At 40.7% G+C, this 15,448-nt stretch carries 15 protein-coding genes; 3 read left to right on the top strand and 12 right to left on the bottom strand.

Annotated elements, in window-relative coordinates:
• Window positions 1–97: 97 nt before the first annotated feature.
• On the bottom strand, window positions 98–1,072 hold the full coding sequence (locus tag D3P12_RS03590) for a deoxyhypusine synthase family protein (protein ID WP_118193711.1): 975 nt from the start codon (window positions 1,070–1,072) through the stop codon (window positions 98–100).
• A gap of 89 nt (window positions 1,073–1,161) precedes the next feature.
• Here D3P12_RS03590 and D3P12_RS03585 point away from each other — a divergent pair, with 89 nt between their 5' ends.
• A complete protein-coding gene (locus tag D3P12_RS03585) occupies window positions 1,162–2,313 on the top strand; it encodes a BamA/TamA family outer membrane protein (RefSeq protein ID WP_118193710.1) in 1,152 nt (383 codons plus the stop codon).
• Window positions 2,314–2,316: 3 nt separating this feature from the next.
• Here D3P12_RS03585 and D3P12_RS03580 read toward each other — a convergent pair whose 3' ends face one another.
• Window positions 2,317–3,105 carry an O-methyltransferase gene (locus D3P12_RS03580; RefSeq protein WP_118193709.1) on the bottom strand — a complete coding sequence of 263 codons (789 nt, stop codon included), beginning with the start codon at window positions 3,103–3,105 and terminating at the stop codon, window positions 2,317–2,319.
• Window positions 3,106–3,203: 98 nt separating this feature from the next.
• Between D3P12_RS03580 and D3P12_RS03575 the strand changes: the two genes are divergently transcribed.
• On the top strand, window positions 3,204–4,070 hold the full coding sequence (locus tag D3P12_RS03575; RefSeq protein ID WP_118193708.1) for a transglutaminase-like domain-containing protein: 867 nt from the start codon (window positions 3,204–3,206) through the stop codon (window positions 4,068–4,070).
• Here the strand turns inward: D3P12_RS03575 and D3P12_RS03570 are convergent.
• Window positions 4,048–5,064 carry a YncE family protein gene (locus D3P12_RS03570; RefSeq protein ID WP_118193707.1) on the bottom strand — a complete coding sequence of 339 codons (1,017 nt, stop codon included), beginning with the start codon at window positions 5,062–5,064 and terminating at the stop codon, window positions 4,048–4,050. The two genes, D3P12_RS03575 and D3P12_RS03570, sit on opposite strands and share 23 nt — an antisense overlap.
• Window positions 5,065–5,156: 92 nt before the next feature.
• Between D3P12_RS03570 and D3P12_RS03565 the strand changes: the two genes are divergently transcribed.
• Window positions 5,157–6,095 carry a hydrogen peroxide-inducible genes activator gene (locus tag D3P12_RS03565; RefSeq protein WP_118193706.1) on the top strand — a complete coding sequence of 313 codons (939 nt, stop codon included), beginning with the start codon at window positions 5,157–5,159 and terminating at the stop codon, window positions 6,093–6,095.
• A 1-nt stretch (window position 6,096) separates the two neighbouring features.
• On the opposite strand, the gene msrA is transcribed toward D3P12_RS03565, so the two are convergent.
• The 9 genes from msrA to D3P12_RS03520 form a co-directional block, all read right to left on the bottom strand.
• On the bottom strand, window positions 6,097–6,828 hold the full coding sequence (gene msrA / locus D3P12_RS03560; protein ID WP_245977376.1) for a peptide-methionine (S)-S-oxide reductase MsrA: 732 nt from the start codon (window positions 6,826–6,828) through the stop codon (window positions 6,097–6,099).
• Window positions 6,829–6,906: 78 nt separating this feature from the next.
• A complete protein-coding gene (locus D3P12_RS03555; RefSeq protein WP_118193705.1) occupies window positions 6,907–7,512 on the bottom strand; it encodes a superoxide dismutase in 606 nt (201 codons plus the stop codon).
• A gap of 90 nt (window positions 7,513–7,602) precedes the next feature.
• The gene (locus D3P12_RS03550) at window positions 7,603–8,079 is read right to left on the bottom strand and encodes a nucleoside deaminase (protein ID WP_118193704.1); all 477 of its coding nucleotides are present in this window, start codon (window positions 8,077–8,079) and stop codon (window positions 7,603–7,605) included.
• A 15-nt stretch (window positions 8,080–8,094) separates the two neighbouring features.
• Window positions 8,095–8,493: a hypothetical protein gene (locus D3P12_RS03545; RefSeq protein WP_118193703.1), complete on the bottom strand. Its 399-nt coding sequence runs from the start codon at window positions 8,491–8,493 to the stop codon at window positions 8,095–8,097.
• Window positions 8,494–8,496: 3 nt separating this feature from the next.
• Window positions 8,497–9,906 carry a 23S rRNA (uracil(1939)-C(5))-methyltransferase RlmD gene (rlmD, locus tag D3P12_RS03540; RefSeq protein ID WP_118193702.1) on the bottom strand — a complete coding sequence of 470 codons (1,410 nt, stop codon included), beginning with the start codon at window positions 9,904–9,906 and terminating at the stop codon, window positions 8,497–8,499.
• Between the two features lie 54 nt (window positions 9,907–9,960).
• Window positions 9,961–10,530 (bottom strand): TetR/AcrR family transcriptional regulator, encoded by a 570-nt coding sequence (locus D3P12_RS03535; protein WP_118193701.1) that lies wholly within the window; start codon window positions 10,528–10,530, stop codon window positions 9,961–9,963.
• 4 nt (window positions 10,531–10,534) lie between these two features.
• A complete protein-coding gene (gene pheS / locus D3P12_RS03530) occupies window positions 10,535–11,575 on the bottom strand; it encodes a phenylalanine--tRNA ligase subunit alpha (RefSeq protein ID WP_118193700.1) in 1,041 nt (346 codons plus the stop codon).
• Entirely contained in the window at window positions 11,575–12,765 is a 1,191-nt protein-coding gene (gene kbl / locus D3P12_RS03525; RefSeq protein ID WP_118193699.1) for a glycine C-acetyltransferase, read from the bottom strand. The genes pheS and kbl overlap by 1 nt, the downstream gene beginning before the upstream one ends.
• A 100-nt stretch (window positions 12,766–12,865) precedes the next feature.
• Window positions 12,866–15,247: a TonB-dependent receptor gene (locus D3P12_RS03520; protein ID WP_245977375.1), complete on the bottom strand. Its 2,382-nt coding sequence runs from the start codon at window positions 15,245–15,247 to the stop codon at window positions 12,866–12,868.
• Between the last annotated feature and the right edge of the window lie 201 nt (window positions 15,248–15,448).

The following is a 15,448-nucleotide window of genomic DNA, read 5'->3' as shown; positions in this document are numbered from 1 at the left end:
AAACAACCCATTTGCATTGTTTAACGAATGGCAAGGCCATTTTATAATCCTTCTATAAAAAAAGTCGGATTTGTATTTTTAAAAAAATAGCTATATATTATTGTTTCAGAACCCAAGCAAAAATCAGTGGCGCTACAATCGTAGCATCAGATTCAACGATAAACTTCGGTGTATCGATATCTAATTTGCCCCACGTGATTTTTTCGTTCGGAACTGCCCCGGAATATGAGCCATAGGAAGTTGTTGAATCTGAGATTTGACAAAAATAACTCCAAAACGGGATATTATCCATTTCGAGATCCTGATACAACATCGGCACAACACAAATCGGAAAATCGCCAGCTATTCCTCCACCAATTTGAAAAAAGCCAATCCCTTTCCCATCAGAGTTTTTAATGTACCAGTCCGCTAGATATCCCATATATTCAATTCCGCTTTTTGTAGTCGATGCCTGCAGGTCTCCTTTGATAACATAAGAGGCAAAAATATTACCCATTGTCGAATCTTCCCACCCGGGAACAATAATGGGGAGGTTCTTTTCCGCTGCGGCCAACATCCAAGAGTTTTTTGGATCAATTTCATAATACTGTTCCAGCACACCGCTATTCAACATTTTGAACATGTATTCATGTGGAAAATAACGCTCTCCTGCATCTTCTGCATCTTTCCATATTTTAAAAATGTGTTTTTGTAGCCTCCTAAAAGCCTCTTCTTCGGGAATACACGTATCAGTGACACGGTTATAATGGTTTTCCAATAGATCCCATTCTTCTTGTGGACTTAAATCACGGTAATTGGGCACGCGCTTATAGTGTGAATGGGCCACCAAATTCATAATATCTTCTTCTAGATTCGCTCCAGTACATGTAATGATAGACACCTTATCTTGTCGAATCATCTCTGCCAAGGAAATCCCTAACTCTGCGGTACTCATGGCACCAGCCAGCGTAATCATCATTTTGCCACCGTCATCTAGGTGCGCCTCGTAACCTTTTGCCGCATCCATCAATGCAGCAGAATTGAAATGCAGATAGTTCTTTTCAATAAATTGGGAAACTGGACCTCTTTCCATAATAAAATAAAATAAGATTTAAGTAACGGAGCCAAAGTTAAAGATAAATACGCTAATCTTATAATGTACATTCCGTACCTTTGTCGGCAATGAAAACTGGTTCCATCTTTTTATCGCTCGTACTCCTTTTATTTCTGAGCTCAACACCTCTGTATGCTCAAAAGAAACTTTGGGATCACCCTCTCATCAAAAGACTTACCTCTTCAACAGCAGATACTTCTCGAAAACCAACACTTTTAGTTATTCCTACATTGAGTTATTCGCAAGAAACAGGCTTAGAGTATGGTCTAAGTGGCATGTATAACTTTTATGTTAATCGGACAGACACAACGATTTACACATCAAGTCTTATCGCTCTAGCATCGATGACGACAGAGAAACAGGTTAATTTAAAACTAGAAAGCGATATCTGGACCCGGAACAACGATTATCATTATATCACCACACTGCGTTATAAAAAATATCCTTTTAGTTACTATGGTTTGGGAGATCAGACAAATGAAAGTGATAAGACAACCCTCACTCAAAACCTCATTCAAATCAATTTAGAAGCTGAGAAAAAAGTTCTAAAGAACTATTATGCGGGCTTAAACGCCATCTTCGAAAATTTTGACTTTAGTGATTACGGCGACGAAAGCCTTTTCGATCCAAATCTAATATACGGCGCTGGGGGCGGTAAATACCTTGCACTGGGCATTTCACAATCCTACGACACCAGAAACTCTAATACTGAAACGACACAAGGGCTATATGGACGGTTGAAATATGCGTATGCTCCTGATTTTTGGCGTGAAGATAACTTTCACGGAGGTATTCTATCAGCAGACTTGCGAGCGTTTTTCGACCTGAAAAAAAACTTTGTATTAGGAGTCCAAGGATATTTTGAATCCGTAATGGCGAATAAGGTTCCATTCTATATGACTCGACAATTAGGAAACGACTCGATGATGCGAGGATATTATCAAGGTCGCTATCGTGCTAATAACTACATCGCATCGCAAGCAGAGTTACGATACAGAATACATCCGCGCATTGGTATGGCTGCTTTCTTCGGTATAGGTTCAGTCTATGATAGCCAGATCGACCTATCCAGCCTGAAAATTTCAGGAGGCGGGGGTGTTCGATACTTTTTTGATCTCCAACACGGATCAAGCATTCGTTTGGACTACGCTATTGGAGAAAAGAGACCAGGGGAAAAAAGACAGGGTGGCTTTTATCTTGCCTTGGGTCAAGCATTTTAGCTCCTAGAAGAAACGTATCTTAAAATTTTCTTTAGCTTGATCCTTTTTAAAGAAAACAAGCCCTATATAGAAAAGATCAATTGTTACGGTGACTGATGGATGATTCTTGATTTCTGCCCAGGCTTCTTTCATCCCATCACTCCAATAAATATCATCGAAGATGAGCATGGTTCCGTTGTGCACTTTTGGCAGGCATTGATAAAAGTAATCAAGTGTAGCTTCTTTCCGATGATTACCGTCAATAAATAAGAAGTCGACTTTAGTCAAATCCTCTAAAACCTGAGGAAGGAGAACATCGAAGTTGCCTACTTTTATATCAACGTTATCAACAGCCAGTTTATCAAAATTTTCTCGGGCTATATTAGCCGTTTCTGGACACCCTTCAACCGTAATAATCGAAGCGGCAGGATTTGCTTTTGATAAATACAGTGTTGTCACACCTAGACATGTGCCTAACTCTATAATCGTTTCAGGTTGAAGATCATGAGCTAAACGAGCAATAAGTTTCGCTACCCTTGGCGGTTTTAAAGCATTAGCAGCAAGCGTCCCAACCTTCTTTTTTCTGTTCTTATTCAACATCGAACCGGCACCTAGGTCGGTAATTGTTAGCGTTCTTTGGTCATCGACCAAGTCATCACGTAATTGCTCAATATCTGCGACATACGCTTTTTTACTGAAATCGTAGATTACTTCATCGACCAATCGGTAAACGAAAGGAGAATGCGTTCCATGTCTGGTTTTTGACTGAATGCAATGCAATATAAAGTCTTTAAAAAAGCGGAAGTTCGCCATGTAGCAAAGATACGTGTTCCGCTCCAAGCGTCAAGTATTATTCGTAAATTCGCTCATAATACATTTGCACCTGTCAAAGAATCAGGTTATAGTAGAATATGAGAAAAGAAGAAATCGACTCCCTAATCAAGCTCCTAGACGATCCTGATCACATAATCTTTGATCATGTCCAAACGAAACTTCTTTCGTTGGGAGAATTAGCGATCGAACCTCTAGAAGAAGCTTGGGAGCAATCTTTCGACGCCCTCCAGCAACAAAGAATCGAGGATATTGTACATATAATACAGTTTCGCCAAAACCTCCAATCGCTCGACCTATGGGCTTTAAGCGGTTCTTTCGATCTGCTCGAAGGACTTATTATTATCCATAAATATCAATACCCAGATTGTGACGAACAGAAAATCATCAATCAAGTTGAAGCGATTAAAAGAGAGGTGTGGCTCCAGATGCACTATAGCATGACGCCAGTCGAAAAAGTCCGCCTTTTCAACAATGTCTTCTACAACACTGAAGGCTTCTCAGGAAACATCAGAAATTACAACGACCCCCAAAACTCGTATATTGGTCAGGTACTTGATACCAGAAAAGGTAATCCTGTTTTGTTATCCTGCATCTATAGTATTGTTGCCCAAAAGCTGGACATGCCGATCTACGGTGTCAATCTCCCAAAACACTTTATTTTAGCTTATACGGATAATTACCAAACCAACTACGATGAAAACGAGATCTTGTTTTACATCAATGCTTTCAACCGCGGGCAGGTTTTGGGGAAACATGATGTCCTCTCTTTTTTACAACAGCTTAAATTACCAAGAAAACCGGAATATTACCAGCCTTGTAGTAATCTTCAAATAATCGAAAGGGTACTGACTAACCTACTCGCATATTATACTGAAAATTCCAGCCCAAAGGCAATCGAAGTTCAGAAAATGCGGGACATCGTTAGCGGGCATCTAAATAAATAGAAACAGGAGTTAAATTAAAAGTATGCTCGGCTTCAGGCGAGGCATTCCCTTCAGCAGATAACGGATAACGCAATAATCGCTTACTATTTCGACTGATTACATAGAGCAAATTCCTCTCTTCTCGATCGTCAATGGCTACGTCAATAGGCCCATCAAGAAGAGTCGCTGCTCCCTCAATCACGCGAGTAGCAGATATCAATCCTTGAGAATTAAACGCTTCTCGCGCATTTTCAATTACATATATCCGGTCATTCGAGAAATCGGTTAAAACCAACAGGTTTAACTTGCTTGAGAATGCAATTCCCCTCAAATCTCCCGCATCTGCTATAGCTATTTTTTTCGATGCTGTAACGGCGCCTGAATCAAGTCTATGTGGTTTGTCCAATAACCATACTTCCTTTAGCTGTCCCGCCATTGCGACAAATAAGCTATCCCCTGTCAACGTGTCACCTTGAAAATAAACTCCCCAAGGTGCACTTCCCAACTCAAATATTTTATTAGGAGGCACATCTCCATTATTGGTTAATGCCTGCGCATACCCATAAATACTACCAGACAGATTATCAGATACATATAAATATTTTGAGCTATAGTCATAGGCTAAATCGCGTTGAGAAAGTAACGTTGAGTCACGAAAACTCACGCCCGTACCAATTGAACCCTGTGCATTCACGGAGAATGTTTTGATTGTCTGATTACGTAGACTACCTTGAAAGATTCGTCCAGAAAACGGGTCAAAAAAGATCCCAGCACCTTCCTGAACTTCAGAATTGTACTTAAACGACGTCGGTATCGGAGATTCATGTGCAGGATCAAAAACCTCAATATTACGAATAGGCTCCTCTAAATCGCTTGACGGAACATCAGAAAAAGAAACATATAAACGAGAAATAGGAGTTTGCGGCAATATTGGCTCGTCATCATTACGTTCACAAGAAACAAAAAATCCAAGCGATAGGGCAATAAATAAAAAAAACAGTCTATATCCTCTCATTCGTATCGAAAACTGATTAAAACAAAAGTAGCAAAAAAACGCGAACTGAATCCAAGTCATTTTCTTATATTTATTGGTTAAGAAAACATAAAATGACACTGATTCAATTAGAATATATAATTGCCGTAGATACTTACAAAAGTTTCGTGCTCGCCGCAGAGAAGAGTTTTGTTACGCAACCTACTCTCAGTATGCAGATACAAAAACTCGAGAAATCCTTGGGTGTTCGGATATTTGATCGTAGTAAACAACCTATCGTAGCAACAGATATCGGCGCAGTAATCATCAATCAAGCACGTAGCGTCCTCAAAGAACGAGATAAAATCAAAGAACTCATTTCTGAAACGCAAGATGAACTAGGAGGAGAAATAAAGATTGGAGTCATTCCGACACTCGCACCCTATTTATTACCCAAGATCCTAGGGTCTTTCATGGAGAAATATCCAAAGATGAAATTGCAAATTTGGGAATCCACGACAACCAAAGTGATCAGTGAGCTTAAACTCGGATTGCTAGATTGTGGTATTTTATCAACCCCTTTAAATGATGGCGAACTAATTGAAACACCGCTGTTTTACGAAAGCTTCGTTGCATATATTTCGGAAAACAGCTCCCTGAACAAGTCCAAGACCGTCAGCGCGACCGAACTGCTCAATGAAAAATTATGGCTTCTAAACGAAGGTCATTGTATGCGAAATCAAGTTCTGAATATCTGCCAGAAAAAACGTGCGCTGAATCCCGAACAAACGCTTGAATATAATACCGGAAGCGTAGAAACCCTTAAACGGATGGTCGACATGAACTCCGGAGTAACCATTCTACCAGAATTGAGTATCTTGGATTTTAATGAAGATGAACTCGAACATGTGCGATATTTCATATCTCCCGAACCTGTACGCGAGATATCTCTGGTCACTACGCAGAATTTTCTAAAAAAGAAAGCGATCTCATTTCTAACAAAGGAGATCTTGGAGGCCGTTCCCGAAAAGTTTAAAAGTAGTAAGCGAAAAGAATTAATGAGTATTGACTAGATTATTTAGTCTTCGTTTTTAATTTATGCGAGAAAACTTCCTTGAATTTTTCCAGCTTCGGCTGGATAACACGTTGACAATAAGGATTCGATGGATTTAAAGCATAATAATTTTTATGATAATCTTCTGCCTCGTAAAATACGTTGAGTGGACTCACTTCAGTAACAATCGGTTTCGCATACACCTCCTCCTCCGTTAACTCTGCTATGTAATATTCACTTAACTTTTTTTGCTCCAGATTATGATAAAAAATAGCGGAACGATATTGTGTTCCTACGTCATTTCCTTGTCGATTCAATTGAGTGGGATCATGTGCAACAAAAAATGCTTCTAATAACTCATCGAAAGAAATCTTATCTGAGTCATAAATCAAATTGATCGCTTCAGCATGCCCCGTTTTTCCAGTTACTACTTCCTTATAGGTAGGGTTCTTTGTGCGCCCACCTGTATAACCTGGGTTCACCTCATTCACACCGGCTAGTTCAAGGAACTGTGCCTCTATACACCAAAAACATCCGGCTGCAAATGTGGCTGTGTCAATACCACCATCTCCTTTCTCAAGTAACTCCGCTAAAGGATTTGGTTCGATTACCTCTTGCTCTTCACCCTGAACACCTGAACTCTGATTGCTTTCCATTGTCCGTTCGCTGCCGTTCGACGAGCTGCAAGAAGTAAAAATCATCACAAATGCTGCTAGCATAGCAACAAACCGTATATTCTTTAACTTTCCCATTCTTTCATTTCTATTTAAAATAAAATAGCGATGCCGGTCCATACCCGCATCGCTATTACAAAGCTTCCAATTTATATTTTATTTTGCTTTCGCGTAACGGTCTGCTACAGCTTCCCAGTTAACAGCATTGAAAATAGCTTCTAAATATGCTGGGCGTTTATTTTGATATTTAAGGTAATACGCATGCTCCCATACATCGATGCCGAAAATCGGGGTACCCTGAACCTCAGCAACATCCATTAATGGATTGTCTTGATTTGGAGTAGAAGTTACCTGCAATTTCCCGGAACCATCTACAATAAGCCAGGCCCAACCTGAACCAAAACGTTTTGCACCTGCATCTTGCAACTTCTTTTTCAGCTCATCAAATGACCCGAAAGCCTCATTAATTGCAGTTGCTAGCTCGCCCGTTGGTTCACCTCCGCCATCGGGGGATAATACCGTCCAGAACAAGGAATGGTTAAAATGACCACCACCGTTATTCCTAACAGCAGCGTCATATTTAGAAATACTTTTTATGATATCTTCAATAGAAGAGCCCGCATCTTTACCTTCCAGAGCTTTGTTCAGGTTATCAACATAAGCTTGGTGGTGTTTCCCATGGTGGATTTCCATGGTCTCTCTATCAATATGTGGTTCTAAAGCGTCTGAGGCGTATGGTAACGCCGGTAATTCGAATGCCATAATAGTTTGGTTTTTAAATTAATGAATAATACAAATATAACCAGAAAGTATGACAAATGTTTGAAATAATCGTCAGCTAAATATCATTAATCAATTTCTCTTTTTTTGAAAAAACCTTTTGATGAAACTTGCGCAACGCTCTTCTAAAATACCCGCCAAAACTGTCGTTTTAGGATGAATAATCGATTTATCATTATCAAACTTAGAATATCCACGCTTCTCGTCTTTTGCTCCGTAAACAATCCTCCCTATCTGAGTCCAGAACGCAGCACCTGCACACATCACACAAGGCTCTAAGGTAACGTATAAGGTACATTGCTGCAGATACTTTCCACCGACATGATTGGTTGCTGAAGTAAAGGCTTGCATCTCCGCATGAGCGGTAGTATCGTTCAAGGTCTCGCTTAAGTTGTGCCCTCTCGCAATAATCCGGTTCTTATACACAATTACAGCCCCAATCGGAACCTCGTCTAGTTCAAACGCTTTTTGTGCCTCCTTAAGCGCCTCGTTCATAAAATATTCATCTGTCACTAAACCACTCCCCTCATCGAAACTGATATAGGTCATTACAATAGTTTAACTCTATTTATATGGATAAAATACAAAGTTCGCTCCTTCAGGGACAACAACGAATAGGCACATGTGTTCTGCTGGATCTTTAAATTTCTGAATGAATTTGTCTTTCTTATCTTCTTTTATAATCCCAACCTCCAAAAACTCCTCTAAACTCGACACCTGAATCGTCCACTCTGTCCCCAGCTCCATTCTATCCAATATAATCTCTCCGACACTTACTTCATGCTGATGAGCAACAAAAATCGGAAACTGGGTGTATTTTTCTGAAAGAAGCTCGTTAGCTACTTCATTCATCGAATCTTTATAGAAATCCAAATCAACCTTAAGGCTTTTCAAGGGACTGACTTTCGTCTTATTTTCGTTTTCGTTTTCAGATCCCGCCTTTAACAAATCCTCTAAATCCATATTCTAGTTCTTTAACGTCAATAACACCACGTTTTCAACATGCTGTGTCTGCGGGAACATATCAACAGCCTTGCTTCGTCTTACATCATACTTCTCTCCCAGCATCGACAAATCCCTCGCTTGCGTCGCAGCATTACAGCTTACATAAACAATTTTATCAGCTTCAATTTCTAACAATTTCTTCACCACATCGGCGTGCATACCCGCTCGCGGCGGATCCGTAATGATCACATCAGGTTTCCCATGGAAAGCAATAAACTCATCATTTAGAACATCTTTCATATCACCGGCAAAGAACTCCGTGTTACCGATACCATTAAGCTCCGCATTAACTTTGGCGTCCGCGATCGCTGTCGGCACATACTCGATACCAACGACCTTCCGAGCATCTGAAGCTATGAAGTTTGCAATCGTACCAGCACCGGTGTACAGGTCGTACACCATCTCATTTCCCATCAAACCCGCAAACTCCTTGGTAATTTTATATAATTCATAGGCTTGGAGTGAATTGGTTTGATAGAACGACTTCGCGCCAATTTTAAACGTCAACCCGGCCATCGATTCAAAAATATGGTCACGACCGTGATATATATGCACTTCCTGATCGAAAATGGTATCGTTTTTCTTTTGATTGATGACATAAAGCAAGGAATTGACCTCGGGGAACTTTTCAAGAATAAAGGACATCAATTGTTCAACTTGCTCTTCGTCCGGATAAGCGAAGACAACGATAATCATCAGCTCACCAGTTGAAGTATTCCTAATAATCAGGTTCCGAAGTGCCCCTTCATGTTTTCTAAGGTCGTAGAAGCTGATATTGTTCTCTATCGCAAAAGCACTTATTGAATTACGAATTGCATTCGAAGGATCTGCCTGTAGATAGCAATGGTTAATTGCCAAAATTTTGTCGAAGCGCTGAGGAACATGAAAACCCAACGCATTTCGCTGTAGCTCTTCGTCACGCTTAATCTCTTCTTCTGTAAGCCACCTTTGGTTAGAAAATGTATATTCCAGCTTATTGCGATAATACCTTGTCTGTTCGGAAGCCAATATGTCTTCCATAACCGCTGTATCAACCTTTCCTATTCTGGATAGAGCGTTTTCAACGCTTTTGTTTTTATATAGTAATTGAGCATCATAAGACATGTGCTGCCATTTGCAGCCACCACAAATTCCAAAATGCTCACAAAACGGATCTACCCGATGTTGTGATGAAGATCTCAGCGCGGTAACATTTGCTTCTGCAAAATTCCTCTTCTTTCTGGTTACCTCGACATCCACAACATCACCAGGAATTGCATGAGGTATAAACAAAACCAAATCATTTGCCTTCCCGACCCCTTTTCCTTCTTCAGCTATGTCAACAACCTCTACATGGTCTATTTTAATTCTTTCCCTTTTATTTCTTCTCATTGCTGGTGCAAAATTACAACTTATTACGGTAAAACACTTGAGTTCACCAGGTTCTTAGACCAAAGCCCCTTTTACGAGAAAAGGCAGGAGATCGTTCTGAAAAGAGACAAAATTCTTCCGTACATCAGCTACACTAACTGACGTAAACGCAAATGAAAAAACAATACTCTTACTAGACTTCACCAAGAATATCAGATTCTCAAGTGGAATAGAAACCCGTTCGCTTTGTTGAAAGGACTGAACCAACAGGTTTTCCAAATCGTCTGAAAGAGTTTTTAGATATTCTTGTGCATTGGCTGACTCCCGAATAAAGTCCCAGCCAATAAATTCATTGCAGATGGTATAAGTCAGGCGACTGACTTTTAAGATCAAATTACTCAGATACAACTCCAGCTCAAGGTCGCGCGGCGATTTATAGATCAGGTCATTTACACCTTTCCGGATATAATCCATCAGAATTCCGTGCAAAATCAGCTCTTTGCTATCAAAATACTTGTAGATAGTTGCCTTCGCAATCTTCGCTTTTTTGGCTATTTCATTGACATTCGTTTTGTTGTAGCCATAACGTCTGAACAGTTCCCGAGCAGAATCTTTAATACATTCTTTAATCTTATCTGCTTCCATCTGGCTATATTATTTCAGTCTCAAACTGCTTTAAAAACCGGATATCATTTTCAGAAAACAATCGCAGATCCTTAATCTCATATTTCAGGTTTGTAATACGCTCGATCCCCATTCCAAAAGCAAAACCGCTGTATTTCTTACTATCGATACCGCAATTTTCCAAAACATTCGGGTCAACCATGCCACAGCCTAAGATTTCCACCCATCCGCTTCCTTTGCACATCGTACAACCGGCACCCTTACAGATCGAACAGGAGATATCCATCTCGGCAGATGGTTCGGTGAACGGAAAATACGACGGACGGAAACGAACCTTTGTCCCTTTACCATAGAGTTCCTGAACAAACTGGAATAAGGTCTGCTTCAAATCAGCAAACGAGACATTCTCATCCACATAAAGTCCTTCTACCTGATGAAAAAAACAATGCGCCCGTGCAGAAATAGCTTCATTCCTGTAAACACGCCCTGGCATAATGGCTCGAAAAGGCGGTTTACCCATCTCCATCATCCTTACCTGAACCGAAGAAGTATGTGTACGAAGCGCGATATCATTCCCTTCTTTCTTTTCAACAAAGAAAGTATCCTGCATATCCCTGGCCGGGTGCTCTTCAGGAAAGTTCAAGGCACTGAAGTTATGCCAATCATCTTCAATCTCTGGGCCTTCAGCAACGATAAAACCCATCTTCTTGAAAATATCGACTATTTCCTTGCGTACCAAAAGTAGTGGATGACGAGAGCCTAACGTAAAACCTCTTCCCGGTAATGTTAAATCTTCTGAAGTTCCAACAGACTGATCAGCCGGACTTTCCAGATCGTCAAGAAGCAATCGGTGTTTCGATTCAGCCAATTGCTTAAACTCGTTCAGCACTTTTCCGAGTGTACGCTTCTCTTCCGGAGAAACTGTTTTAAACTCATCAAATAAAGAGCGAACAATTCCTTTATTTACCAAAAACCGTAGACGAAATGCTTCCACTTCCTCAACGGTTGAAGCAGAAAATGCATTGATCTCTGCTGTATACTTCTGTATTTGATCGTGTATACTCATTACTTAATCACCCCTAATTCTTTACCGACTTTTGTAAATGCAGCCACAGCCTTATCAATATGTTCTTTTTCATGAGCAGCTGATAACTGTACACGAATACGTGCCTTTTCGCGTGGCACTACAGGGAAATAGAAGCCGATCACGTAAATTCCCTCATCCAGCATTTTCGCAGCAAAATCCTGAGCGATATTTGCATCGTAAAGCATCACAGGAACAATCGGATGCTCCCCTTGTGGAATATCAAAGCCGGCCTCCGTCATTTTCGAACGGAAGTACTTTGTATTTTCTTCTAGTTTATCCCGTAAATCCGTTGCCTCGCTCAGCATATCCAATACAGCGATAGATGCACCCACAATGGATGGTGCAAGCGTATTAGAAAACAGATAAGGACGCGAACGCTGACGTAGCATATCGATAATTTCCTTTTTCCCGGAAGTGAAGCCTCCCGATGCACCCCCCAAAGCCTTACCCAATGTACTTGTAATAATATCAATACGATCCATTACGCCGCAGTATTCGTGCGTACCACGACCTGTCTTTCCAAGAAAGCCAGTACAATGCGATTCATCGATCATCACCAAAGCTTCGTACTGATCGGCCAGATCACATATTTTGTCTAATTGCGCGATCGTGCCATCCATCGAAAAAGCACCATCCGTTACAATAATCCGGTGGCGTGCACCTTTCGCTGCCTGCAATTGAGCCTCCAGGTCAGCCATATCATTGTGCTTATAGCGAAAACGCTGCGCCTTACATAATCGTACTCCATCAATAATGGAAGCATGATTTAGTTCATCAGATATAATAGCATCCTCCGCGTTAAAAAGCGGTTCAAAAACACCACCGTTTGCATCAAAGGCTGCAGCATATAATATGGTATCCTCTGTTCCTAAAAAAGCTGATATTTTTTCCTCCAACTGCTTATGTATATCTTGTGTACCACAAATAAAACGAACGGAGGACATTCCATAGCCATGTGAATCGATCGTAGCTTTCGCAGCCTCAATGACCTTTGGATGAGAAGACAATCCCAAATAATTGTTCGCACAAAAATTGATAACTTCCTTCCCGCCTTCTACCTTGATCTCAGCCCCTTGAGGAGTAACGATAACCCGCTCTTTTTTGTAAAGTCCGGCTTTCTTAATTTCCTCGATTTCTTTTTGCAATACTGGTTGGAGTGATTTGTACATAGTTTTGAAATTTTGTGTAAAAATACGTCATTAGGCTGGAATTGCAAAAAACCCCGAAAATAGATTCCGGGGTTCGAATATTAAACTAAACCAGTAGCTCCTAAAATTTCAAATTCACGCCTAGCATAAAGTTCCTCGTGGCCTGCGGAAAATAGTAATTGTAAGTTTCCAGATTTCCATCGGGATTATAATAACCAAACGTATAACCGGAAGCCTCGTACAGTTCATTGAAAATATTATTGATTTTCAGGGTGATTCCTACATTTTTCACCCCTTTTATCTTTGTATTGTAACTTAAGCGAAGATCTGAAACAAAAAACGGATCAATACTTTTACTCTGATCTCCTGTATTATCCAAATACTGACGCGAAACATATTTGCTTAACAAGGCTATTTCCGCCCGATCAAATGGTACATATGCAAACTCATTGGACAATACGGCATTAGGTGAAAGTGCTATATCCGTCAAGCCCAAGGTCTCCGATTGTTGCCCATCAAGTCCCCATTCGCTATCGTAAATATCAATATAATACGAATAGTCTTTAATTTTATTTTGACTAAATGCCGCGGTAGCCCTCCACATAAAATCTTCTATCGGTCTCCAACTAGCGTCCATTTCCACGCCGATGCGATAGCTCTTGTCCACATTTTCCCGCACAGCAGCTCCCACATCATTAATCTGACCCGTAAATACCAGTTGATCCTTATAGAGCATGGCATATCCATTCAATCCGATGTTGAAGTCACGGGCTGAAATACGATAACCAGCTTCGAAATCTGTCAACCGCTCCGGAGAAGGCCTGCTTGAAACCGAAGATTCAGTAAAATCATCACGAACCGGTTCTTTATTAGCGATCGCCATGGATGCATAAACCTGACTATTGTTGTCGAAACTATAAGTCAAACCTACTTTCGGATTTATAAAATCATAATTGACATCTTGGTCCAGTAACTTTAAATCCTTATCAATCCCCTCCAAAGTGTAATCAATTTTACGATACTGAACATCCCCGAACAAGTTAAGCTGACCAATACGAAAATCACCTTTTGCATACACGTTAAAGTCATTTTTCTCTGCATCATTGAGGTAATATTTATCGCCCAAATTTAAATCCGAAGAGTATCTCGCCCAAATTACTTCTCCATAGTGATCACCCCTGTATTGGTTATACGCTCCCCCAACGGTGATGTTTGCGATCTTCGAAGGACGATAATTCACCGAATACGTCAGACCATAAAAATAGTTATCCAACCATCTTTGTCTCACCAGGTCGGTCGACTCAATCGTTTCATCACCAATCACTACCGGGGGCAATTGGTAATTTTCCAGCATATCATCCTCCTTAAACTCCTCATAATAACCTTTACCACGGGTATAATGCAAGGCACCGTTTATTAAAAACCTCTCATCTATTTGATTGGAATACAACAACTGGTAGTGCGTCTGTGTATAGTTATCAGTCTGATCTTCATAAGTAAACTCGCTATAGGTGCGATCCGTTTCTAATAATTCTTCAGGAACCCCATTCCAAGCCTGGTAGGTTTTTTCTTTTCCGGAGAATACATTGGCTCTAACAAACGAACTCTTCCCATACCATGCACCTGAAACGTAGAATGACTTCAAGTCGGAAAATGCATTATCCATATAGCCGTCAGATTCAATTCGCGAGAGTCGCGCATCAAAGGTAAACTGATCATTGATCAAGCCTGAGCCGATTTTTACGGTATTCTTCCATGTATTATAAGACCCAAACGAGTTGTCCAGTTCAGCATAGGCCGTATCAATTCGCTGGCCGGTCTGAATGTTAATACTCGCACCAAAAGCGCCAGCCCCATTCGTAGAAGTACCTACCCCTCTTTGAATCTGGATATTATCTACAGAAGAAGCGAAGTCTGGCATGTTTACCCAAAAAGAACCTTGGCTCTCTGAATCATTATAGGGAATACCGTTCACCGTTACGTTAATCCGTTGTGCATCACTTCCGCGAATACGTATTCCTGTATAACCCACACCTGCTCCAGCATCTGAAGACGCCACAACCGAAGGCGTCTGATTCAACAAATACGGAATATCTTGCCCCATATTGTTCTTTGCTATCTCTTCCTTCGACAGATTTTTGTAGGTTGTCGCTGCATTCGCCGACGCTCTGGTAGCCTGCACGACCACTTCGTCCGCTAAAAAAGTAGCCGGATCCATCAACACATCTATGCTGGCATCACCAGGAACCGAAAATTCTTTCGTCACATTTCGGTAACCCAGATAGCTTACCATCACCGTATGGGTTCCGCTTTCCAGATTAGTTAACCGAAATTCACCCTTTGTGTTCGTCTGGCCATTTAACGAACTGTTTTTTAACTGCACAGAAGCACCAATAAGTGATTCTTTTGTGTTCACATCCTTCACCGAGATGCGAATGTCATTCTGTGCCAGCAACCATAACGGCAGCCATACAATCGCCATCAGCGCAATTGTCTTTTTCATTTTTAATTTGATTTTTTAATAAAACATAGCAGAAACAAGGGGTTTGTTACTGCACCTATTTTATTTTACCTTCCCTACGCCGGCATGATCCGGATCAGGTTCCCGACAAACACCACTCAGAAAAGCGTAATTTGCCGATGGGTATAATCTCAGCCCTGAATTTAGATTGTATTTCAGGACACCCCTTAGATGCTGCAAATA

This window comes from Pedobacter indicus, from assembly GCF_003449035.1.
GTDB classification, from domain to species: Bacteria; Bacteroidota; Bacteroidia; order Sphingobacteriales; family Sphingobacteriaceae; genus Albibacterium; species Albibacterium indicum.
Note: the sequence above shows the minus strand (reverse complement) of the source record. Positions and strands in the feature narration are given on the sequence as shown.